Source organism: Verrucomicrobiia bacterium (assembly GCA_019634625.1).
In the GTDB taxonomy this organism is placed as follows: domain Bacteria; phylum Verrucomicrobiota; class Verrucomicrobiia; order Limisphaerales; family CAIMTB01; genus CAIMTB01.
In genome coordinates this window covers 79,083-102,878 of the sequence record JAHCBA010000023.1, presented here as the reverse complement: position 1 = coordinate 102,878, position 23,796 = coordinate 79,083, and the positions used below count along the sequence as shown (strand labels likewise).

Here is a 23,796-nt window from a genome sequence, read left to right as displayed (position 1 = left end):
GGGTAGGGGTTTGGGCGGGACGCGGATGAGGAGATGGAAGTGGTTGGACATCATGCAGAAGGTGATGATGTCGATGTCGCAGAAGCGGGCGAGGTGGTGGAGGATGTTGAGGAGCTTGTGCTTGGCGGAATCGTCGAGGAGGGGAAGGCGCCCGGCGACGCGGGACATGCAGTGGTACGTCGCGGGGAGGGAGGGATCGGCCGTGATGCGAGGTGTTCTCATGGTGGGCAGTGAGCGTAAGGGCAATGGCCATGCAGTAAAGTAGAAATAGTCTGACACACAATAAAATAATGAAGCGGTAAATTAAAAATAGGCTGACACATTTCATTTGCACACCTCGCCTTGCCCGAAACTCTGCGGCGCCATCGCTTTCCTCCTTACTGCAAGGATACGGCGTGGCGTCCCCGGGAACAGCGGGGAAAGACAACGGGGATTTGTGCTGGCGGAGGAGACGCAGGCTGGGATTGGCAACCCATTTGAGGGATTGCGCCGCGTGGGTGGGACGCCTCAGGCTGATCGAGTGACTGCTGCATTCTGGCGAACCGGACTGGTGCTGGCCGGCATGGTGGCGGCGATGACCGCTCAGTCCAATGAGCTGGGCATCGCCCGTGACGCGGCAGGCGTGCGCCTCGCGATTGCGGGTGAGGATGGAAGGGAATACTCGCTGGAGGCGTTGGAGGCCCTGCTGAACGACGGGCGCGAATGGCGTCCGGTCGCCACGGTGGCGCCGGGGCCGGGGCCGGGCCCGGTGTTCGTGTACGACCCCATCTGCAGCACCCGCCCGCAGAACTTCTACCGGCTTCGCCTGCTTTCGGGGACGGTCCCGGTCGAGGTGCCCAATCTTCGCCTGCTATCGACCGACGGGCAGGCGCACGAGTTGTTCTATCAGACCGACACACGGGCGCTGGTCCTGCTCCTGGCGGGCGCGGGGATCGGTTCGTTGGAGGGGGATGCGCCGGTGCTTCGGGCGTTGGCGGAGCACTGGGGCACCCGGGCGCGGTTCTGGATTGTGGCGATGGGGACGGGCTCGGACCGTGCGCGTTGGGAGGAGGAGGCGCGGGGCCTGGGACTGGACTTCACGATTCTCGAGGATGAGGCGGGGGTGGTGACTCGGCAGTTGGGGCGCGGCCGGGTGCCCGAGGCGGTCCTGTACGATCCGGCGGCCTACTCGGTGGTGTACCAGGGCCGGATTGGGGGAGGTCCGGGCGACGGGGTGGGAACGGGCGGAACATCCCTGTTGGGTGAAGCGCTGCACCAGCATCTCGGGGGCGGGCGGGTGACCGTCCGGGAAAGCCGGGTGGAGGGAGAACCGTTACCGTCGGCGGGATTCGAACAGGACGATTACGCGCGGGACATCGCACCGCTCCTGAGGCGGTACTGCGTGGAATGTCACAGTCCGGGGAACATCGCGCCATGGGCGATGACCGGGCACGAGGTTGTGCGGGATTTCGCACCGCTGATGAAGGACGAGATCCTGACCCGGCGGATGCCGCCGTGGCATGCGGATCGGCAGGCGCAGCGGTATTCGAATGACGGGATGATGTCGGGGGAGGAGGTGGCGCGACTGGTGGCCTGGATCGATCGGGGTGCGCCGCGTGGGGACGGTCCGGATCCGCTGGCGGAGAACGTGCCGCCGCCTCCGCCGGAATGGCCGATGGGCCAGCCGGACCGGGTGCTGGAGATCGACGAGCAGGCGATTCCGGCGGCCGGGACGGTGGATTACCGGTATGTGCTGATCCGGAACCCGTATCCGACGGACGTGTGGTTGCGGGCGGCGCTGGTGCGTCCGGGCAATGCGCGGGTGCTCCATCATGTGCTGGTCTTCACCGCCTCGGGGTTGAACGACATTCTCCAGATTCAGGCGGGGCTCGGGGGGTACTTCGCGGCGTACGTGCCGGGGATGGAGCAGGTGCCGTTTCCGGAGGGCACGGGGAAGCTGCTGAAGCAGGGGGCGTTTCTCGTGTTTCAGTTGCACTACACGGCGACGGGACAGCCGGAGACGGATCGCACGGCGCTGGGATTGTACCTGGCGGGGCAGCCTCCGGAACGGGAGCTGCTGACGGCGGCGGCGTATGACACGCGGTTCGTCATTCCGCCGGGGGCGGCGGATCACCCGGTGACGGCGGAGTTCCGGATGCCGCGGGACGGTCTGCTGTACGAGATGAGCCCGCACATGCATTACCGGGGGCGCTGGTTCCGGTTCGAGGCGGTGTATCCGGACGAGCGGCGGGAGACGCTGCTGAATGTGCCGTTCTATCGGTTCGACTGGCAGACCTTGTACCGGTTGGAGACGCCGAAGCGGTTGCCGGCGGGGACACGGATCGTGGTGACGGGGGGATGGGACAACTCGATCCGTAACCCGTACAACCCGGATCCGACGGCATCGGTCCGGTTTGGGGAACAGAGCTGGGAGGAGATGTTCATCGGCTATTTCAACTGGGCCGACGCGCCTGCGCAGTAGGCCGCAGCGGTGTGGAGCGTTGGAATGAGGACTCGCGGAGCTTGTCCCTCTGCAGTGAAGCGGAGAGGTGAGATCGGAGGGCCGAGCTCTGCGAGGCCGCAACGGTGTGGAGCGTTGGAATGAGCATTCGCGGAGCTTGTCCCTCCGATGTGCTGCCTCCTCACCCACCACTCCGGGACGCGCCCGTGGGATTGGATTTCCGTGGGAATCCTGTCGCCACAGAGCGCCCAAGGAGTTATACGGGACGCCTCACCGACGAAGTCATGAGCAGTCGCACGTTTACTCTTGGGCTCAGTTCCCTGCTGTTGGGGAGCTGGCTGATGCAGGCGCAATCGTATCCGCCGCCGGAGGCGTGGCCACCCACGGTGGATCCCAACAGGACGGTTCATTTTGTGGTGACGGACGGGGGGCTGGACGCCCCCGGGGCCGGCTGGTCGCCGGATCTGTTGATCCTGTCGGGAGGCGACCAGGTGACGTCGGACATCACGATCGGGGGATTCCAGGGGAAGAAGGTTGACGGGAATTTTCTGAACGTTGCCGACCCGCTCTACGACACGTGGGCGGAGGAGGAGACGATCGACATCCTGGTGCAGGTGTACGGGGATGGGGCGCTGTTCAATGCGGCCGGGGAGCCGCGCAATTTCAATTTTCTCACCGGCATTCTGCCGAATCTGGCCTTCCCGGTGGGGGGGCAGATTCCGGTGGAGGCCGGGAATCGGAAATGGAACTGGGTGCTGTTTCGGATTCCCAACGGATTCCGGCCGGATGGGACACGGTATATCGGGTCGATTCCCGATGGGGCCCAGGGCAGCTTTGGATTTGGGGGGGTCAATGGCGGAACGATCCGCTTTGAGGGGGTGCCCAACCTGATTGTGCGCGTGGTGGCCTTCGGGGAGATGGGGGCCTTCGGGGAACCGGAGGACTTCCTGCAGTTCGCGCCCGCGGAGGGTTGCGAGCCGGAGCCGGCGACGAATCTCGCGGGCATCGACATCCACGCGGACAGCAGTTCGAACATCCAGGTGCTCGATTCCGGGGATCAGACGGTGGTGTACGAGGACAATGTGGGGCCGGCCGGGGATCAGCGGCGGGCGGTTCGGCCGGAAGGGATGTTCCTCAACTTCGGCATCACCGGGAACTATCTGGGGCTGCCCTGCAACGATCCGAGGTCGGTGAAGGTGTGTGTGGATTTCTACGACGACCCGGCCTTCGAGGGGTTGGAGGTGCAGTTTGGTCCGGAGGCCTATGCGACGGATGACGCAACCGGCATCGGGTTCGTCCCCGCGGAGCGGAGGCACGTCATGCAGGGGACCGGCCAGTGGATTCGCCGGTCGTGGGTGGTTCCGGCGGTGAACCTGCGCGGGGTGAACGCCGAAGGGCTGACCGCGGGACCGCGGTTCATCTCCGAGAACGGGCAGGTGGCGGTGTCCCGCTTCGAGATCGCGGTGCTCCGCACCGGTGCGCATCCGTTGGCGGGTCAGGATCCGCTGAGTGACTGCCATGCCGACCCGGCGATCTGCACGGACGCCTACGGAAGCTACGCGGAGCTGGACCTGGCCCTGGACATCCGGGACGGGTTGGATGTGGGGAGCAGTGGGGGCGACCAGAACATGATTGTGGACGAGGCGGGGCCGGCAGAGGACCGGCGCATGGCGGTGCGGCCTGCGTTCGAAGACGGCAGCCCGGGGTTCAATCACAACTACCTGAACTTCGCCATTCTGGAGGAGGCGCTCGGGCCGAGTTCGCAGCCGCCCGCCCGCCTGGTGATCTGCGCGACGTACTACGACGATCCGGAACTGGTCGGGGTCACGTTCCGTCCCGAGGTGTATCAGACCGAGCGTGGCGGCAACCTGACGCTGGCCTTCACCCCGGGCAACATCGTGGTGACGCTGGAAGGGACGGGAACCTGGCGGCAGGCGTACTGGGAGATCCCGGATATGAAGTTCCAGGGCGTCAATCAGGGTCCGCAGGCGGCCGCGCGTTTCGTGGCCAGCGGGAAGGTGTTCATCAGCCGGTTGCAGTACGCCGTGATCCGCCCGTGCGGTCCGAATGCCGGCGAGAATGCCCTCGAAGACTGCCGTCCGCCCGACGCCGTGGCGCTTTCAGTGGGCCGGACCGACCAGGGCGCGGTCCGATTCGCCTGGCCGGCGAGTGCGACGGGGCTGGGGCTGGAATCCGCGGAATCCGTCGAGGGGCCGTGGACGCCGGTGGCGGAGGTGCCGACCGTGGAGGGTAACGAGACGGTGCTGATCGTGACGCCTTCCGGCACCCGGTTCTATCGGCTGGCCACCCCGGCGGCGCAGTAGCGCCAGAGGGACGCGCCGGGCGTCCTTCGGGCATCAAGGCGGGACGCGGTGGGGCGGATGGAGCGTTCTCCATCCCTCCCGCCGCGTCTCCGTGGGTACCGACTTGTGTCTCCACGGTTTCCGTGACGGGAGGAAGCCGTGGCGGTGGGGGAGTTGGAGGGAAAGTGTCAGGGTGTGGGGGAAACAGGCCACCACCGGGCAATACGTTCGGCGAGGCGGGCGACGCGGTCGGGTTCCCGTTCGGCGAGATTGGTGTGTTCGTGGGGATCGGTGAGGAGGTCGAAGAGCTGGGGTCCGCGTTCGGTGCGGGGATGGACCGCAGCGTAGCGGCCGAGACGACCGTCGTGGGTGAGGAGGAGTTTCCAGCGGCCCTCGATGATCCAGCGGTAGAGAAGGGTGACCTCGGGCCGGTCCAGATCCGCAATGTCGTGGGCGAAGCCCTCGCCGAAGATGGCGTCGCGGGGAAGGGGGGTGTCGTCCCGCAACGCCGGGAGGAGATCGAGTCCGGGCAGGGCTTCAGGAACGCGGGCGCCCGCGGCGCGAAGGAGGGTGGGCATGAGGTCGAGGCTGGAGACCAGGTCGTCCCGCACCTGGGGGCGGATCGCGGCGGGCCAGCGGAGAAGGATCGGTTGCCGGATGCCGCCTTCGTGGGCGGACTGTTTCGAGCGCGGGGCGAACCCGGTCCCATGCGGATCCTGGATCCAGCCGTTATCGCCGACGTAGGCGACCAGGGTGTTGTCGGACAGGCCGCGACGGTCGAGCAGTTCGAGGAGCTGTCCGAGGGTGTCATCGAACCACTCGCACATGGCGTAGTAGCGGGCGATCGGCAGGAAGGGAACGGCGGAGCGATAACGGGCGAGGAATCGTTCCGGAGGATTGTGGGGCGTGTGCGGCAGGAACGGCGCGTACCAGACGAAAAAGGGGCGCCCTTCGCGGGTCGCGTGGTCGATGAAGTCCTGAATGGGCTGTAGTCCCTGGCGGCCGATGGCGAGGCCATCGTCGCCGTGGCGCCCGCCCGGCTCGGGGAAGCCGCGGGTCATGCCGTGGCTGAAGCCGCCGCGGCGGTAGGATCCTTCCCACCACTTGCCGGACTGATGGCTGAGGTAACCGACCTCCCCCAGGAGGCCGGGGAGGGTGGGGTGGCGGTCCATCTTCGAGATCAGCCGTTCGCGGAGGCCGGCATATTCCGGGGAGCCGGGCGGGGCGAGCGACGGCGACGGATCATTGCCGGTAATGCCATGTTGATGGGGAAAGAGCCCGGTGACGATCGAGGCGAGGGATGGCCTGCAGAGGGCCGTGGGGACGTAGGCACGCCGGAACAGGGCGCCGCTGGCGGCGAGGCGGTCGAGGTGGGGGGTGCGCAGGACGGGGTGGCCCATGAAGCCGTAGTCGGTCCAGGCCTGATCGTCGGAGATGATGAGGACAATGTTGGGCCGCGAAGGCGGTTCCGCCGCGGTGGCAGATCGCGGGGAGGGGAGCAAGGCGAAGAGGGCCAGAAGGACGAGCGCGGGTCGGGGCGTCATGAGGAGGGCGGATTGGTCGTGGGAGAATGGGAGAATGCCTGACAGACGATACGGGCTGGCGTCAACAATGGTATGCCTGACCTACTATATTATATTGGACTGGGCGCTGCGCAGGACGTCGCGGCCCTGCACTGGGCAGGGCCAAACAAAAGCAACGGGGGCATTTCATTTCAGGGAGGGGGCGTTGCCCCGGGTTGCGAGTGAGGCGCGCCGATGGCGAGGGAGGGGCGGAGGAGCAAGGGGAGGGCGGATCCGGCACACCCCATGGCGCCAATCCCATGGCCCCGACACGCTAAAGCGTGGACACCCAACCACGGTTGCCCGTTCCGCCGGTGGGGGGCTTCTCGGATCTTCGAATCGGGAGCTGAGCGGCGGACGTGCATGCGGTGCGGAGTTCGAGAGTTCGGAATTCGTCGCGACATTCAGTTTCAGCGTCAACAAAGGTATGCCTGACCTGCGTTCGATGGCGCCAATCCCATGGCCCCGACACGCTAAAGCGTGGACACCCAACCACGGTTGCCCGTTCCGCCGGTGGGGGGTCTTCTCGGATCTTCGAATCGGGAGCTGAGCGGCGGACGTGCATGCGGTGCGGAGTTCGAGAGTTCGGAATTCGTCGCGTGATTGATTTGGCGACGTCAACAATAAAACGCCTGACCGACTATACGGAGAGTGACGTCAACAATGACATGCCTGACCTACTATTTGGCCTCGTGATCGCCGTTCGCAGATTCCGTGCGGAACGGGTGGTCGGAGCAGGATCGAACCCATCGGGGCAGGCTTGAGGCGATCTGTCCAAAACCTCAGACCAGACCCCTCAGGACTTTTTCTACCGCCCTGTGCGAGGGTGAAGGGGGAGCGGTGCACCCGGAGCTGTGTGTGAGGAGGCAGCGCCTCGGAGGGACGAACTCCGCGAGTCCTCGATCCAACGCTCCACACCGTTGCGGCCTCGTGGAACCCGGCCCTCCGAGGCGCTGCTTCGCGAAGTTCGCGCCTCTACCCACCACTTCGGGATGCACGGAAGGGGGGCGAGGATCGGGATGGGCGGGGGGAGGGGAAATGGGTAGGGTCGGGTCGGCAACCGGCATGGCGGCGACGACACGATTCCTGCACACGGCGGACTGGCAGTTGGGGAAGCCCTTTGCCGGCGTGGAGGATGCCCAGAAGCGGGCGTTGCTGGTGCAGGAACGGTTTTCGGTGCTGGAACGGATCGGGCGGCTGGCGCGGGACGAAGGGGCGGCATTCATCGTGGTGGCGGGGGATGTGTTCGATTCGCCCCGGCCGATGCCGCCGGTGATCGCGCAGGCGTGCGATGCGATCGGGCGTCTGGGGCTGCCGGTGTACGCGATTCCGGGGAACCACGATCACGGGGGGGAGGGGAGCCTGTGGGGAACGGAGTTCTTCCGGGCGCAGGCCGCGGATCTGGCCCCGAACCTCACGGTGCTGCTGTCGCGGCAGGCGCTGGAACGGGAGGATGCGGTGCTGTTTCCGTGTCCGTTGTTGCAGCGGCATGAGGCGGCGGATCCATCGGGCTGGCTGCGGGAGGCCGGGTTGGAGGACGGACGGGATCCGCAGCGGCCGCGGGTGGTGCTGGCGCACGGGAGCGTTCAGGACTTCGACGGGTTCCACGACGATGAGGAGGCGGACGGCGGGTCGCGGAACCGGCTGGATCTGGGGCGGTTGGGGTTGGAGGCGGGCCGGTTCGATTATGTCGCGCTGGGGGACTGGCACGGAACGAAGCGGGTGGAGGACTGGGCGTGGTACGCGGGAACGCCGGAGCCGGACCGGTTCACGAAGGGGGGCGACCATGATCCGGGGAATGTGCTGCTGGTCGAGGCGGGGCGCGGAGGGACGCCGTGGGTGCGGGTGTTGAGGACGGCCGGGATCGAGTGGCACGAGCTGGACTGGGATTGCGCGGGTGACGCCGGCGTGGCGGGTCTTCGGGAGCAGGTGGAGCGGTGCGTGGGACAACGGGTGAACCGGGACGTTCTTCGATTGCGGGTGCGCGGGTCGATCGGCTTCGAGGCGATGACGTCCCTGGAGGCGCTGATGGAGTCGTGGCGGGCCCGGCTGATCCGGCTGCGCCTCGAGAACGAGGTGGTGCTGGCGCCGAGCCCTGAGGAATTGGAGGCGCTGACCCGGCGGGAGGGGGATCCCGTCATCGCCCGGGTGGCGGCGCGGCTGTCCGAACTGGCCCGGGGCCCGGAGGAGACGGCGGCGGTGGCGCGGCAGGCGTTGCGGGAACTGCACCGGGCGTGCGCGGCGGGGTGAACCTGGCGGAGGCAGGAGAGCATGCGATTCCTTTCGGCGACTTTGCGGAATTACCGGATGCACCGCGAACTGCGGGTGGCGTTTGACCCGGCGCGGACGCTGATCGGGGGGCCGAACGAGAGCGGGAAGAGCACCCTGATCGAGGCCATGCACCGGGCGCTGTTCCTCAAGGCGAAGGGGAACACCCAGGCGCATCGGGACATGCAGTCGCCGGTCCTGCCGGAGGTTCCGGCAGTCGAACTCGAGTTCCAGATGGGGAACGAGCGGTATCGTCTGGCTAAGCGCTTCGGACCCGGCGGTGTCGTATCGTTGTCCAGAGAGGGAAGGGAACCGAAGGTGGGTGAGGCGGCGGAGGAGGCCCTGGCGCAGTTGCTCGGGGTGGAGACCGGATTGAAGGGACAGGCGGCGGCGGTTCAGTGGGGACATCTGTGGGTGTGGCAGGGTTCGGCGAGTGATGATCCGAGCGCGATCGAGGGGCATTCCCACATCGCGCTGCTGCGCCGGCTGCGGGACATGGGTGGCGCGGGGCTGATGCAGTCGGAGCGGGACGACCGGGTGGCCCGGCAATTTGCGGAGGCGGTGGCGGGGATCTTCACCCAGAACGGACGGGCAAGGGCCGGGTCCGAACTGGCCCGGGCGGAGGCGGAGGTGAGTTCCTGCGAGGAGGCGGCGGTCCTGGCGCGGGCGCGGTGGGAGCGGCTGGAAGGCACGGCGGAGTCCCTGGCAGAAGCGCAACGCCGGTTGTCGGGGATCGAGGAGATGGCGCGGAGCCTGGAGGGGGAAACCCGGGAGAACGACGTGGTCCTGGAGGGCATTGCGACCTTGCGCCAGCGGCAAACCGTGCAGGAAGGGCTGCTGCGCGAGGCGGAAGCCGCGCGGGACGCCGTGCGAGCCGTTCGCGACCGGATGCGGACCTTCGGGGAGGAGATCCAAAAGCGCACGGCGGAGCTTGCCCCGCGGCGCGGGTCGATCGGGGAATGCGAGACGATGCTGGCGGCCCGGAGTGCGGAACTGACGCGGGCGGAGGCGCGGCTGGCGGCTGCGGGGGAGGCGGTGCGGAAGGCGCGGCAGCGTGCGGATCTGGCGGGGGCGCGGGAGGCGCTGCAGGGCGCGTTGAGCGAGCGGGAGACGTTGCGGGCGGCGCGGGAGCAGGCGGTCGGGTGGCGGTTGAAGGCGACGGAACTTCAGTCGCGGCTGGCCGCCCTGCCGCCGGTCGAGGCGAAGCGGCTGGCGACGTTGCGGGAGCGGGAGCTGGCGCTGGCCACGGCGACGGCGGCGTTGGAAGCGATGGCGGCTGAAGTGGCGGTGGTCGAGGCGGACGCAACGGTGCTGGCCGAGGGTCGGCCCCTGGCGGCCGGGGAGCGGCGGGTTTTCACCGACGAGGGGGAGATCCAGGTGGGACAGGGTGTGCGGCTGCGCATCCGGCCCGGGGGCGGGCAGGGTCTGGCCGAGGCGCGTCGGACAGTGGAGGAAACGCGGGCGGCGCTGCAGGCGGGCCTGGATGCGATGGGGATCCCCGGCGTCGTCCGGGCCGCGGAGGTGGTTGCCGAACGCGAGGCGGTGGAGGCGGAATTGGGCAGGGTGCTGGCGAAGCTCGAGGCGGCGGGCGCGGATGGCCTCGATGCGCGGCTGGGCGAGGTGGAGGGGCGGGTGCGGCTGGCGGAGGGTGAGATCCTGCGCCTGGGGACTCTGCTTCCGGAAGGCGCCCTGGGGACTGGCGGCGGATCCGAGGGGGAGGCAGCGGAAGGCGTGGATGCGGCCGGGGAACGACGGCGGGTGACGTCGCTGGAGGACGAGGAACAATCCGCGCGGGAGATGCGGGACGCGGCTCTGGAGGCCCGTCGCGAGGCGGAGACCCGGCGGATCAGGGCGGAGGAAGAGATCAAGGGACTCGACGCGGCGTTGCAGGGCGTGCGGGCCAACCTGGATTACCTGCGTCAGCAGCACGGCGACGACGTGGCGGTGGACGTTGCCCTTGATCGGGCGGAGCAGGGGGTCACGGCGGTGCGCGGCGGGCTGGAGGCGCTTCGCAGCGAGCTGGCGGAGCGGCTGCCGGAATTGAAGGAGGAGCAACGACGGCGATTGAGGGAGGCGCAGGAACGGAACCTCCGGGAGCGCGCGGATCTGCGCGAGCGGATGGCCGGGCTTCGGGGCCAGTTGCAGGAGGATGGGGGCGAGGATCCGAGGGGGGCATGGAGTCTGGCGGAGGCGCGGCTCCGTTCGGCGCGCGAACGCCGGGCGGGTCTGGCGCGGCAGGGGGAGGCGTTCCGTTTGCTCGAACGGCTGTTTGGCGAGGAACGGGGGGTCCTGGCGGACCGGTTCACGCGTCCCTTTCAGGAGCGGGTGGGGCGCTATCTGGAGTGCGTTTTCGGGCGGGAGACGGCGCTGCACCTGGCCTTCACGGGCGAGGCGCTGGGGGCGTTGCGATTGAGCCGGGCGGGCTGGAACGCGTTCGCGTTCGATCAGCTCAGCGGCGGGGCCCGGGAGCAGGCCGGGGTGGCGGTGCGACTGGCCATGGCGGAGGTGCTGGCGTCCGACTTCGGGGGCTGCCTGCCGGTCGTTCTCGACGACGCCTTTGCGTACTCGGATCCCGAGCGGGTCCGGCGCCTGCAGGACATGCTGTTCCGGGCCTCCGAGGGAGGCTTGCAGGTGATCGTGGTGACCTGCACGCCCGGCGACTATGCGGGGTTCGGGGGCCGGACGGTGATGTTGGGGGCGGGGTGAGCGGGGAAGGTGCCCGACCTTGACTGATGACGGGCCCTGCCCAACATCGCCGCTTTGTGTCGTTGTTCACGATCGAGCATTCGTTTCGGTATGAAGTCGTCCGGTTGATCGCCGAGGGCGGGATGGGGTTGGTGTACGAGGCGGAGCAGATGGGGGCGCACGGGTTCCGGAAGCGGGTGGCGATGAAGGTGATCCGGTCGCAGTACGCGAGTCAGGCGAGCTTCGTGGAGAACTTCATCGGGGAGGCGAAGCTGGTGGCGGACCTGATCCACACCAACATCGTGCAGACGTACCATCTCGGGGAGGCGGACGGGCAGGTGTTCATCGCGATGGAACTGATCAACGGGGTCAACCTCGACGCCTTGATCGAACAGCAGGCGGCCAAGCGCCGGAAGCTGCCGCTGGATCTGGCGGTGTTCATCGTCAGCCGGGTGGCGCGGGGTCTGGCCTACGCGCATGCGAAGACCGATCCGGAAGGAAACCCGCTGGGGATCGTGCATCGGGACGTCAGCTTCAAGAACGTGATGATCGCCTTCGAGGGGGACGTGAAGCTGACGGATTTCGGGATCGCCAAGGCGCAGGGTTTTCTGAAGGCGGAGGAAGGGGAGGTGGTGGTGGGCAAGGCGGATTACATGAGTCCCGAGCAGGCGGATTTCCGGATCACCGACGGTCGGTCGGACCTGTTTTCGGCCGGGGTGGTGCTGGCGCACCTGTTGCTGGGGAAGAATCTGTTCCGGGCCAGGACCGCGGAGGAATCGCGCCAACGGATCCTGACCATGACGGTGCCGGACTTCACCCGGCTCGATCCGCGGATCGACGCGCGCCTCAACCAGATGCTGCAACGGTGTCTGGCGCGGGACCCCGAGCGCCGGTACCCGTCGGCGGACGATTTCCTGGGCGATTTGGAGCGGTACCTGTACGAGCCCGGATTCGGACCGACCAACGAGAAGCTGGGGGTTTATGTGCGGACCCTGTTTGGCCAGCAGGTGCCGCGCAATCCTGGATCGCGCCGGCGGGGCTCCACCATGGTGCTGCCGGCGCCGACGCGCGGGTCCAAGCCGCCCACCCAGGTTTCATGATGCGAAGTCAACGTCCCTCGGAAGTGGTGTTGGGCCTGCTGCAGCATGCATGCGGGCCGGATCCGGAGGAGAACCTGAAGACGTGCCTGGACGCCGCCGACCGGGCGGCACGGGCCGGGGCGCAGATCCTCTGCACGCAGGAGTTGTTCCGGTCCCAGTATTTCTGCCAGAGCGAGGACCATGCGCAGTTCCGGCTGGCGGAGGCGATTCCGGGTCCGAGCACCGAGGCGTTCTGCCGTCTGGCGAGGCGCCGCAAAGTGGTGGTGATTGCGTCCCTGTTCGAGCGACGGGCGAGCGGTCTGTACCACAACACGGCGGCGATCATCGATGCGGACGGCCGTCTGCTGGGGATCTACCGGAAGATGCACATTCCGGACGACCCGCTGTACTACGAGAAGTTCTACTTCACGCCCGGCGATCTCGGCTTTCGGGCGTGGTCCACGCGGTATGGCCGGATCGGGGTGTTGATCTGCTGGGACCAGTGGTATCCGGAGGGGGCACGGCTCACGGCGATGCAGGGGGCGGAGATCCTCTTCTATCCGACGGCCATCGGCTGGCATCCGCGGGAGAAGGCGGAGTACGGGGAGAACCAGCATGGGGCGTGGGAGACGATCCAGCGTTCGCACGCGGTGGCCAACGGCTGCTATGTGGCGGTGGCGAATCGGATCGGGCTCGAACGGCCGATCGGAGGCGACGGCATCGAGTTCTGGGGCCGTAGTTTCGTGGCGGGGACGAGCGGTCAGATCCTGGCGAAAGCGCCCGGCGACCGGCCGGAGAACCTGCTGGTGCCGGTCGATCTCGGGAAGGTCGATGTGACCCGGACCCACTGGCCGTTTCTGCGGGACCGTCGGATCGACGCCTACGGCGATCTGACCCGGCGCTTCATCGATCCATGAAGGAGACGACGGGACAGGCGGCTGGCGGTGGGGCGCCGCCGGTGCAACGGGCGGAAAGCGATGAGGCGATCGGGCGATGCGCCCCGCTGTTTCGCGAACTGCGACCGCAGGTGCGGGAGGGAACGCTGGTGGAGCGGATACGGCGCCAGGAGCGGGAGCACGGGTACCGGTTGGTGTGTGTCGAGGAGGGGGGCGCGCCTGTGGCGCTGGCGGGTTATCGAGTGACCGAGTTTCTCGCGTGGGGCCGGGTGCTGTATGTGGATGACCTGGTGACCGTGCCGGTCGCACGGGGGAGGGGATACGGCGGAGTGTTGATGGACTGGTTATTGGAGGAGGCGCGACGCCTGGGCTGCGAGGAGTTGCATCTGGACTCCGGGGTGCACCGGTTTTCGGCGCACCGCCTGTACCACAGCCGCAGGCTGGAAATCTCGAGCCATCACTTCTCGATCCGGCTGAGATGAGCGGGTACCGGGGTCGCCTGGCGCCGTCACCGACGGGCCATCTGCATCTCGGGCATGCCCGGACGTTTTGGGAGGCGCAATCGAGGGCGCGGGCGGCTGGCGGGGTGCTCGTGTTGCGGATCGAGGATCTGGACCGGGGCCGGTGCCGGGCGGAGTTCGAGGCCGCCATCGGGGAGGACCTGCGTTGGTTCGGATTCACCTGGGAGGAGGGGCCGGATGTTGGCGGTGCGTATGGACCGTACCGCCAGAGCGAACGGATGGAGCGGTACCGGGAGGCGTTCGGGCGGTTGTGGGGCGGGCAGGCGGTGTTTCCCTGCCGTTGTTCGCGTCGGGACATCCAGGCGGCCCTCGGGGCGCCCCATGCGGGGGAGGAAGAGCCGGTGTATCCCGGCACCTGCCGGTCGAGGCGGGAAGCGGGTGCAACGTGGGAGGGGTGGACCTGGCGGTTGCGGGTGCCGGACGGTGAGGAGGTGCGGTTTGTGGATGGGCGGTTCGGGGAACAGCGGTTTGTGGCCGGACGGGACTTCGGGGATTTCGTGGTGTGGCGGGCGGACGGGGTGCCGGGCTATCAACTGGCGTGTGTGGTGGATGATGCGGCGATGGGGATCACCGAGGTGGTGCGGGGCGAGGATCTGCTCCTGTCCACGGCGCGGCAGGTGTTGCTGTACCGGGCGTTGGGGTGGCGGGTGCCGGCGTTCCGGCATTGCGAACTGATGCGGGACGGGACCGGGACGCGGCTGGCGAAGCGGCATGCGGCGCTGAGTCTGGGTCGGTTGCGGGAGGGCGGGATGACGCCGGAGGAGCTGAGGAAGGGATGGGAAGTCTCTGCGACATTTCTTTAAGCGAATTACCTAAGTCATTGTGTGACAAATGACTCCGACGGCGATTTTGCTCGCGTGGGAGAGGCGCGGGGAGTAGAGGGGCAGAAGCCATGGGGAAGTCGGGTTCCAATTCTGCGCGCCACGCGCCCGGGCCAACCGGGAAGACGGGGCGGATCACGACACACACCCAGCGCAAGCCAGCCATGAGCGCATCCCAAGCATCGAGCAGCACGTCGGCGAGCGGGCCGAAGGCGGACGAAGCGAACAACGTGGACAAGATCCGCGACATTCTCTTCGGGAACCAGATGAAGGATTACGACGCGAAGTTTGCGCGTCTGGAGGAGCGGTTGCAGGCGGAGGCCCACGAGTTGCGGGACGATCTCAAGCGGCGCCTGGCCTCGCTGGAGTCGTTTGTGAAGGGGGAATTGGGGGCGATGTCGGAGCAGTTGGAGGGTGAGAAGGACGAGCGGTTGCAGGGGGACAAGGCGGTCTCGGGCGAGTTGAAGGAGCATGTGAAGGTGTGGGAGAAGAAGTCACAGCAGTTCGAGACGCAGAATGAGAAGTCGCATCGCGAACTGCGGGAGCAGTTGCTGACCGAGGCGAACCGGCTTGGGGAGGAGATCCGGCAGCGGACGAAGGAACTGGCGGCGGCGTTGAGCCGGGAATCGGGCGAACTGCGGGATTCGCTCACGCACCGGCAGCATCTGGCGGAGATCCTGGCCCAGATGGCGATCCAGTTGAGGGGGGACGGAGGCGAGAAGCGGGAGCGATGAACCGCTTCTGCTGCGGACATGAGCGAATCCGCGTCCACCCCGAGGAACGGCGGGTCGTCGAGTGGCGACACGGGGGTGTCGCGGCTGGACGAATTGAGGGGGATCCTGCTGCAGGCGGAGCGGGGACGGCTGGCGGTGATCGAACGGCGGCTGGCGGATCCGGCGGCCCGGGAGGAGGACGTCAGCGACGTGCTGGCGGGGGCGGTGGGGCGGAGTGCGGTGCGGGACGGGCGGTTGGCGGAGGCCTTGCGGGGTCCGGTCGAGACGGCGTTGCGCGCCTCGGTGCGACGGGATCCCGGGGTGCTGGCGGCGGCGGTGTACCCGGTGCTGGGGCCGGCGATCCGGCGGGCCATTGGGGAGGCGCTCAGGAGGCTGCTTGAATCGTTCACTCATGCGCTCGACCACAGTCTGTCCTGGCAGGGGCTGTGCTGGCGCTGGGAGGCGTGGACCACTGGACGGCGGTACGCGGAGGTGGTGCTGTACCGGACCCTGGTTTACCGGGTGGAACAGGTTTTTCTGATCCATCGCGGCACGGGGTTGCTGCTGTTGCACGAGGCGGCGCCCGGGGTGGAGGGGGGAGACGAGGATCTGATTTCGGGGATGCTGACGGCGGTGCGGGACTTCGTGCGGGATTCCTTCGCCATGGGACCGGCCGACGGGTTGCATGCGATCCATGTGGGGGATTTCAACCTGTGGATCGAAGAGGGGCCGCATGCGGTGCTGGCGGTGGCCATCCGGGGTCAGGCGCCGGGGAGCCTGCGGGAGCGGTTGCGGCTGACCCTCGAGGAGGCGCACCGGCAGCGGGGGGAGGAGCTGGCGGCGTTCAGCGGGGACGCCGCGGGCTTCGAGCGGTTGCGTCCTGAACTGGAAGGCTGCCTCGAGGCGCGGTACGTCGGGCGGGGACGCCGGGGCGTTCCGTGGCGGGCGCTCGGGGTGGCGTTGGGACTTGCGGGGATGGCGGGGTACTGGGGTTGGTCCGAGTGGGGGGCACGGCGTCGGGCGGGGACGCTGGTGGACGCGGTGCGGGCGGAGCCGGGGATGCATGTGACCGGGGCGGAATGGGCCAGGGGTCGGTTTCAAGTCAGGGGATGGCGGGATCCGCTGGCGCGGGAGCCTGCGGAGCTGGCTCGATCGGCGGGAATGCGGGAGGGGGAGGTCGAGTGGCACCTGGACCCGTACCTGGCGATCGAGCCCGAATGGATTGTGCGCCGGGCGCGGGCACGGCTGAGCCCGCCGGAGGGGGTGGAACTCGGCTGGTCGGGCGGGGTGCTTCAGGTGGGCGGGGAGGTGCCGGCGTCGTGGTGGGACGAAGTGCGGACGTTGGCGAGGTTGTTGCCGGGAGTGGACTCGGTGGAACTGAGGGGACGGGTCGTGGGCCCGGCGGAGGAGGTTGACCTGGGGGAGGCGGCGGCGGCCTTGGGCCGGTTGCGACTGGGATTCGAGGTGACGCGTGTGGAGGGGACGGGTTGGGAGGAGACCCTGCAGGAGGTGGCGGCGTGGGTGCGGAGGATCGGGACGGCTTCCGCGGACGGGGGACGGCCATTCCGGCTGATCGTCACCGGGCACGCCGACCGGTCGGGTTCCGAGGAGGTCAATGCCCGGCTGAGTTACCAGAGGGCGGCATGGGTGCGGGACCGGCTGGTGGGTTTGGGGGTGGATGCGGGGCGGATCGAAGTGGTGGGGATGGGTTCGCGCGAGCCGCTGCGGGCGGAGGCGCCAGCGGCTGGGGAGAACCGGCGCGTGACGTTCTCGGTGCGATGGGAGGAGCCATGAGTGGGAGGCAGGAGAGCATGCTTCAGTTCAAGATCTGCCTGGTGGGGTCGTTTGCGGTGGGGAAGACGAGCACCGTGGCCCGTTTCACCCGCGGCATCTTCTCCAACCGGTACATGGCGACCCTGGGGGTGAAGATCGACCGCAAGACTCTGCAAGTGAATGGGCTTGATGTTCGGATGATCCTCTGGGATATGGCGGGAGAGGACGAGTTCGCGAAAGTGAACGCGACGTATCTGCGAGGGGCGGGCGGGTATGTGCTGGCGGTGGACGGGACGCGACGGATAACGCTGGACCAGGCCTTGATGCTGGAGCGGCGGGTACGGATGGAGGCTGGGCCAGTACCCTTTGTGGTCATGGTCAACAAGGCGGATTTGTCGGAACACTGGGAGGTCACCGAAGCTGACCTCCGCCGCCTGGCGGCGCAGGGTTGGCAGGTCGTGCGAACCAGTGCCAGAACAGGAGAAGGCGTGGAAGAGATGTTTCAAATGTTGGCCGGTATGATCCTGGAACGGCGGGCGGCCGGCGGGGGGGCGGTCAAAACAGCATGAGCCGGCGGTTTGGCGGGGGAGGCGTGCGGATGCCTGGGTGCGATGAGTTTTGGCGCATGAACGAGGCGTTGTTTCAAGACGTGGTGGCCGGCGAGGGGATCCTGGTGCTGGAGCGGGCGGTGCCGGGCCGCTTCGTGGTGGCCGGGTCGCCACCGCCGTGGGCCAGCCTGCTCCTCGGCGGTCCCCTGGAACGGGGCCAGTGGGTGGATCCCACCGAAGCCTTCGTGTTCCTGGAGCACTTCCTCCGCGATGCCGAAGCCGTCTGGGAGGCGGGGGACGGGCGCAGTCTGACGTCGGAGCCATGGACCGAGACACTGCTGAATCGGGAGGAAGTGGCGTTTTCGGCCACGGCCAAGCGGGTGGGCGAGGTCGCGTTGCTGCTGGTTCGGGGGCTGGGGGTGGATTTCGAGGAGCGGTGCAAGGTGCTGCGCAAGGCCCGGGAGCTGGCCCTTGCCCATGAGCGGCTGCTGAAAGAGATCACCGAGAAGGAGACCCTCCTGCACTGCCTCGTCCATGACGTTGCGGGCCCGACGGCGACGGTGGCCAACTGCCTGCGCCTGCTCGAAGGGGAGACGGGATTGAGCGACGGGGCGCGCGCCATGCTGAAGCTGGCCGGTTCCTCCGCGCACCGCCAGCAGGCGACCTTGCGGGAGATGCTCGAGTCCTTCGCGGCGGAGCTGACGTCGTTGCAGCAGTTTTCCCGGGACAGTTCCTCGGCGCCCGAGGTGCTCGATTGCGCGCATACGGTCCTGCGGTCGCTGCGATACAGTTTTGAGATCAAGGGGGTCTCCTTCGAATTGCTGCTGTCGCCGCCGACCAACCCGGCGTGGAAGGTGGTGGGGCATCGGGAAAAGCTCGAACGGGTCCTCTTCAATCTGCTCGACCAGGCGCTGCACCAGGCGCCCCCGGGTTCCGTGGTCACGCTGCGGTTGGAGGACGAAGGCCCGGCCATCCGCATTTCTGTGGTGGATCAAGGCCCGGCCCACCTGCCGGGAGGACTGGGGCGCTGGCATGCCATGACCGAGGCGATCGAAGAGCGCGCCCGCGGGCGATCGGGACTGGGACTGATTTTCTGTCGGACCATGATACGCCAATGGAGTGGGGAAATCGGGCATGAGGTTGTGCCCCGGGGTGGGAACTGCCTCTGGTTCCGACTGGCGAAGCCCGGCCCGGGCGCCGGGCTTGAGAGCCGGCCGGCGGAACCGGCGGCCGGGTGACCCTGTCACGGCCGGTGGGGTGGCCGTGGCGGGTTGTCCGGAAGTGACATGGGATCGGCCCATCGACGAGGCGCAGAGTGAGCGTTTCGTTGACTGGGGAATGGGCCGGTCCGGGCGGTCGCAGGGCTCGACAGTCCTGCGGCCGCCCAGTGGGCCGTCCGAGGCCGTGCGTCCCGGAGTTGTGGGGAGAGGTGCGAACCATGCGAAGCGTCGTCTCGGAGGGCCGAGTTCCACAAGGCCGCAACGGTGTGGAGCATTGGGTTGAGGACTCGCGGAGCTCGTCCCTCCGATTCGCTGCCTCCTCACCCACAACTCCGGGATGCACCGCGTTCGTGGACGGGGGCTGTTGAAGGTTGACGGGCCGGAAGGACGGGCTCTGGGAGGTGGGCACCAGACTGGAGCGAGGGCGTGTGGGTTTGCGGAGGATCGATCTTCCGCAGGCATCAAGCCCCGCGCATACGTTCGAGGAGATTGCGGGTGATCCGCTGGACCCTTGGATCCGGGCCCTTCGGTTCGGTGTACACCTTGGGCCGGAGATATCCGGGAGGCTCGCTCAGACCATCGCCCCACCAGATGGTCGAGGCATTGAAGACCATGTTGCCGCGGGGACCCGGGTACAGGGTGGCCACGTAGTGCCCGCCATTGAGGGTGCCGGGCGCGGATTGAGTGGGGCCGGCGGCGACGACTTCGAGGCCCGGGATGGGGGCCGGATCGCCGTGCCATTCCCAACCCACCAGGCCTGGGATTCCTTCGCCGTGCCGCATGCCGGTGCCCTCGAACAGCCAGTGATCCGGAGCGACGCACGTCCAGTCCGCGCCACCCGTGACGGGACCGGTGGAGTGGGCGCCGATGAGTTCATTGGCATAGGGCCGCCGGTGGGGGAGATGGCTCATCGAGTCGAATTCGCGGGTGCCGCCCGGGGGGCCGAAAACGCCGACACGTTCGTAGGTGCGGAGGGCGTTGCCGCGGGAGTCGGGCGAGAAGGCGATCTGCCCGCAGCAGGTGTTGCCCGAGAGGAAGGCGACGTTCAGGCCGCGCCGGACGGCGGTCTGGACCTGCCGGAACATGGGCAGCGTCCAGTATTCGTCGTGGCCGACCGAGAGGAGGCCCCGAGCGCGCCGCAGACCGCGCGGATCCGCGTGGGTGTCGAGATTGGAGAGGTAGGTGATGTCGTACCCTTCGGCTTCCAGCCAGTAGGCGACGGGGAACTCCCAGAGCAGGAACTCGCCGGATCCCTGGGACAGCGGGGCATCGAAGATCTGGCAGTAACGACCATAGGGCCGATTGAAGGAGACCCGCACGCGGGGACCCCAGTACCACTCGGTTTCCCCGTCGTCGTACAGCCCGAAGCGGTCCGGCCACCGGTTGTAGGCCTGCCAGGTGGTGTCGCTGCATTGAAAGAGAAAGTCCGCCTGACGATCGTCCCGGACGATGAAGACGATGTAGCTCTGCAAGCCCTCCCGCTGTTCGGTGAGCTTTACCAGGTACACCCCGCTCAACCAGGTCGGCGGAATCCGCAGGGCCACGGCGGGCGACCACTGGCAGTCGCGGAGGCGGGCGGGTCCGATGGGAGGGTCTGGCTGCGGACTTCCCTGGAGGGGGCCGATGGTTTGCAGATGCCGTGCGCCGTTCCCGCCGTAATACCCCATGCGATAGAGGTCGAGGGTGAACGCCGAGGCCGGCCGGGTGCTCACGTAGAACCGCAATTCGTCGCCGGCGCGGACGCTGGTCTGGGAGGCGTAACCCTCGATCCACGGGCAGCGCCATCGGGTGGCGGGATCGACCCGGGTGTGTTGAAGCATCCAGTCGCGCGTGCCGGGACGTTCGTTTTCGCGGAGGATGCGGTCTGCCCCCCTGTGGGGGCCTGGATCGAGCCGGGTGCGACAGGCGGGCAGCGCTGCCGCCGCGGCAAGGCCGGCAAGGACCTGGCGTCGGGTCAGATGGGGAGTCGGCATCCGGCGAGCGTAGGCACGGCCGTCGAAGCGGACAATGCCTGGCGCGGGAAGGTTGGAAGGACGAACGGCCCGGAATCGCGTGACTATGCACGACAGTTCCGGCCATTTGGGGGGCGTGGGTGGGGTGTGGAGGGGGGGATGCGGGAAGGGATGGAAGGCAGGGGTGGAGGGGCGGGGCAAATGGACAGGACTAGCGTGCATATGCACGGCAGTTCCGGTCATTTGAGGGGCGTGGGTGGGGTGTGGAGGGGGGGATGCGGGAAGGGATGGAAGGCAGGGGTGGAGGGGCGGGGCAAATGGACAGGATTCGCGTGCCTATGCACGGCAGTTGCGGCCATTGTGGGCGGGGTGGTTGAGTCAGAGGGGCGGGGGGCCAAGGACGAGGCGGGGGCCGACGCTGGGGATGGGAATGGGCCAGACCCAGTCGCCTTCGGCGTCGGAGCCGGGGGTGCTCATGACGCCGCCGTCGTCGCGACCGTTGAGGGCGACGGACCAAAGCTGGAACCAGCCGTTGTCGAGGGGGCGGTAGCGGAGGGGTTGTCCGTCCATGGGATCCAGAGGGACGGAGGGGAGGAAGGCGGGAACGAGCTGGTCGAGGCGCCCGGGGAAGGAGCCGTGGCGGAGGCGATGACGTTCAAGGGCGCAGGCCACCCGGGCGAGCCGGGCGGTGACTTCCTGACGGGCGGCCTTGGTCCCGGCCGTGGCGATGGCCGCCGTGAGCATGCGGGGGAGGATTACCGAGGGCCGCATGGGTTCGAGGCCGGCATCGGTGTAGAGGGATGATTCGTAGTCGGAACGGGTCATGGCGGCGGCCCAGTCGGGGGCCTCGAGGCGGGCGATCAGCGTGTCGTAGAGGCGGTGCTGAAGGACCTGGCTGCGGCGGAGGAGTCCGTAGGGAGTGAGGCCGGGGATGCGCTGGAACGGGGTGCCGTGGGGAGCGGCGTCCTCCGAATGTTCGAGGAGGTGCTGATTGGGCAGGACTCCTCGAATCATGCCTTCGAACATGGAGTGACCGAACACCCGTTCTCCGCGCATGGCGCGGACAGCCTCGGTCTGGAAGTCGAAGCGGGCGATGAGGTCCTGGAGTTCGGCGAGCTGGGGGTCGGACCAGGCGCGGGCGCCGAGTCCTTCGGCGACGGCGGAGAAGGCGATGGCGGTTTGGGCGATGCGGACGAGGTGGGCGATGAGGACCGGATCGGGGACGGAGATGGTGGCCAGGCGCAGAAGGACGAGGGTGTCGTGGTGGGCACCATCCTGATCGCCGGCGACGAGCCGGGCGGCGGCGCGGGTGCGGAAGAGGGTGCTGAGGGTCTTGGCAATGGCGAAATGGGAGAGGGGTGGCGAGATGTCGAGGTCGGGTCCGGCGGAGATCCACCCATAGCTGGCGGGGCGACGGGAGGCTTCGGCGATTTCGGCGAGTTCGGGTTCGAAGCGTTGGAGGTAGGCGAGGACTTCGGCGGCGGGATCGGCGATGACGGCTGCACGAATGGCGTCGAGGTCCACGGGGGGCGTTGCAGCGGGGGTGGGGGGAGGCACGGCGAGGCCGTAGCGGGCGGCCATTGCGGGGTCGATGGCGACTGGCTCCCGGGGTCCGGTGCGGGAGACGCCGTAGCGGGTGGCGAGATCGGGAGGGAGGTCGAAGTCGATGCGGCGGATGGGATGGGCGCGGATGCCGCGGGCGTAGGTGTCGAGGGGATAGCGTCCGTCGTTGGTGGCGGTGCGGCGGTTGTAGTTGGCGGGCTGGATGGGATTGGGGAGGCCGATGGCGCGGAGGCGGTTGCGTCCGGCGGGGTCTTTCCAGACCAGGGCGGTACGATTGTTGGTGACGACCCATTCGTACTCGACCAGGGGTCGAAGGAGGGGGCTCAGGGCGAAATTCTGATCGTCGGGGGGACGGGGCGGGAGGAGTTGGGCGAAGGAGAGGGGTTCGCTGCGGGCGACGAGTCCGGCGCGGGCCCGATTCCAGGCGAGGGTGCCGAGGACATTGTCGATGGCGACGGCGAGGAAGAGCGGGGTGATGAGCAGGAGGACGAGGGTGTAGAAGGGGGCGACCAGCCAGGTTTGCCAGGCGCGACGCGGGGCGGGTTCGGCGGGGGTGGTGAGCTGGGCGTTGCGGAGTTGGGCGGCGCGCCGGTTCCAGGCAAGGGTGAGGAGGGCGGACTGGATGATGCCGACGCTCAGGCCCATGAGGAGCGCCCCGTGCAGGGGCCAGGCGCCGCGCATGGCGGTGCCGGAGATCGCCGCGGCCAGGATGGCTCCGATGGCGAGAGCGAGGAGGAGGGGTGGCAGTGCCTGGATGAGGATGGCGACGGGGGGCAGGGAATGATCGGGCCGGGGGCGGTTGGGGAGCAGGGCGTGTCCGGAAAGCCAGCGTCGGTCGGCGAGTCCGGTGAGGTAGCGTTGGAGGGTCATGGGGAGGAGGGGATTCGGGCGTTGGAATGCATCAGGCGGGCGTGAAACGGGTTCTCGATTCGCCATTCGCGATTCAAGATTCGCCTGAATTCAGGGTTCATGAGCGGAGGTGTCAGGCCAGGTGCCGGCGGTGGCGGGTTGGGGGGAGGGCGGCGCTGGGACGCCGGGGGCTGGCGGGCTGGCTTGGGGCGAAGACGGGTTCGGCGTTGAGGGCGGCCATGAGTTCGAGCCGCTGCTGGCGGAGATCGGCGACGGTGGCGGGGGCCAGGGGCGGCATTGGGGGGCGGTCGAGGGAACGCGACGGCGAGGCGTAGTGGTTGAGTGCGACGACGAGGAGCCAGGCGGCGATGGCGGCGGACCAGGCGGAGCCGCCCAAGGCGCGGAGCAGGCGCAGCAGGGAGGCAGGCTTGAGGCGGGCGGACGCGGGTTGGGCGGCCGGTGCGGGAGCGAAGGAGCGGACGTCGTTGAGGATGGCATCGCGCCATTCGCGCGGGGGCAGGCGGAAGGACTGCCGGAGCAGCAGACGCTCGAGGTCGTCGAGCGGGCGGGGCGGGCGGTCGGGTTTCATGGCGGTCACGGGGA

17 protein-coding genes are annotated in these 23,796 nt (G+C 68.2%); 12 read left to right on the top strand and 5 right to left on the bottom strand.

Going from position 1 to position 23,796, the window contains the following annotated elements; translation table 11 throughout:
• The coding region (locus KF833_14615; GenBank protein MBX3746538.1) for a transposase at positions 1-222 on the bottom strand (222 nt) is incomplete at its 3' end.
• A gap of 298 nt (positions 223-520) precedes the next feature.
• On the opposite strand from KF833_14615, the gene KF833_14610 reads away from it, so the two are divergent.
• A complete protein-coding gene (locus tag KF833_14610) occupies positions 521-2,461 on the top strand; it encodes a hypothetical protein (protein ID MBX3746537.1) in 1,941 nt (646 codons plus the stop codon).
• A gap of 263 nt (positions 2,462-2,724) precedes the next feature.
• The gene (locus KF833_14605) at positions 2,725-4,764 is read left to right on the top strand and encodes a hypothetical protein (GenBank protein ID MBX3746536.1); all 2,040 of its coding nucleotides are present in this window, start codon (positions 2,725-2,727) and stop codon (positions 4,762-4,764) included.
• 167 nt (positions 4,765-4,931) lie between these two features.
• Here the strand turns inward: KF833_14605 and KF833_14600 are convergent, their stop codons facing one another.
• A complete protein-coding gene (locus KF833_14600; GenBank protein MBX3746535.1) occupies positions 4,932-6,287 on the bottom strand; it encodes a sulfatase in 1,356 nt (451 codons plus the stop codon).
• A gap of 1,083 nt (positions 6,288-7,370) precedes the next feature.
• On the opposite strand from KF833_14600, the gene KF833_14595 reads away from it, so the two are divergent.
• The 10 genes from KF833_14595 to KF833_14550 all read left to right on the top strand — a co-directional run bounded on the left by KF833_14595 (position 7,371) and on the right by KF833_14550 (position 18,847).
• Complete coding sequence (locus KF833_14595) at positions 7,371-8,555, top strand: DNA repair exonuclease (GenBank protein MBX3746534.1); 1,185 nt, start codon at positions 7,371-7,373, stop codon at positions 8,553-8,555.
• Positions 8,556-8,576: 21 nt separating this feature from the next.
• A complete protein-coding gene (locus KF833_14590) occupies positions 8,577-11,279 on the top strand; it encodes an AAA family ATPase (protein ID MBX3746533.1) in 2,703 nt (900 codons plus the stop codon).
• A 26-nt stretch (positions 11,280-11,305) separates the two neighbouring features.
• On the top strand, positions 11,306-12,358 hold the full coding sequence (locus KF833_14585; protein ID MBX3746532.1) for a serine/threonine protein kinase: 1,053 nt from the start codon (positions 11,306-11,308) through the stop codon (positions 12,356-12,358).
• Positions 12,358-13,254 (top strand): carbon-nitrogen hydrolase, encoded by an 897-nt coding sequence (locus tag KF833_14580; GenBank protein MBX3746531.1) that lies wholly within the window; start codon positions 12,358-12,360, stop codon positions 13,252-13,254. The genes KF833_14585 and KF833_14580 overlap by 1 nt, the downstream gene beginning before the upstream one ends.
• Positions 13,251-13,715 carry a GNAT family N-acetyltransferase gene (locus KF833_14575; protein ID MBX3746530.1) on the top strand — a complete coding sequence of 155 codons (465 nt, stop codon included), beginning with the start codon at positions 13,251-13,253 and terminating at the stop codon, positions 13,713-13,715. The genes KF833_14580 and KF833_14575 overlap by 4 nt, the downstream gene beginning before the upstream one ends.
• The gene (gene gluQRS / locus KF833_14570) at positions 13,712-14,557 is read left to right on the top strand and encodes a tRNA glutamyl-Q(34) synthetase GluQRS (protein ID MBX3746529.1); all 846 of its coding nucleotides are present in this window, start codon (positions 13,712-13,714) and stop codon (positions 14,555-14,557) included. The genes KF833_14575 and gluQRS overlap by 4 nt, the downstream gene beginning before the upstream one ends.
• Positions 14,558-14,739: 182 nt before the next feature.
• The gene (locus KF833_14565; GenBank protein ID MBX3746528.1) at positions 14,740-15,309 is read left to right on the top strand and encodes a hypothetical protein; all 570 of its coding nucleotides are present in this window, start codon (positions 14,740-14,742) and stop codon (positions 15,307-15,309) included.
• 18 nt (positions 15,310-15,327) lie between these two features.
• A complete protein-coding gene (locus KF833_14560; protein MBX3746527.1) occupies positions 15,328-17,082 on the top strand; it encodes an OmpA family protein in 1,755 nt (584 codons plus the stop codon).
• A gap of 17 nt (positions 17,083-17,099) precedes the next feature.
• Positions 17,100-17,630, top strand: a complete 531-nt coding sequence (locus KF833_14555; GenBank protein ID MBX3746526.1) for a GTP-binding protein — start codon at positions 17,100-17,102, stop codon at positions 17,628-17,630.
• Positions 17,631-17,686: 56 nt separating this feature from the next.
• Positions 17,687-18,847, top strand: a complete 1,161-nt coding sequence (locus KF833_14550) for a HAMP domain-containing histidine kinase (GenBank protein MBX3746525.1) — start codon at positions 17,687-17,689, stop codon at positions 18,845-18,847.
• Between the two features lie 443 nt (positions 18,848-19,290).
• Here the strand turns inward: KF833_14550 and KF833_14545 are convergent, their stop codons facing one another.
• From KF833_14545 to KF833_14535, 3 genes are all read right to left on the bottom strand, one after another.
• Positions 19,291-20,802, bottom strand: coding sequence for a hypothetical protein (locus tag KF833_14545; protein ID MBX3746524.1), 1,512 nt, complete (start codon positions 20,800-20,802; stop codon positions 19,291-19,293).
• Between the two features lie 357 nt (positions 20,803-21,159).
• The gene (locus tag KF833_14540; protein ID MBX3746523.1) at positions 21,160-23,214 is read right to left on the bottom strand and encodes a hypothetical protein; all 2,055 of its coding nucleotides are present in this window, start codon (positions 23,212-23,214) and stop codon (positions 21,160-21,162) included.
• 112 nt (positions 23,215-23,326) lie between these two features.
• Positions 23,327-23,782, bottom strand: a complete 456-nt coding sequence (locus KF833_14535; GenBank protein ID MBX3746522.1) for a hypothetical protein — start codon at positions 23,780-23,782, stop codon at positions 23,327-23,329.
• Between the last annotated feature and the right edge of the window lie 14 nt (positions 23,783-23,796).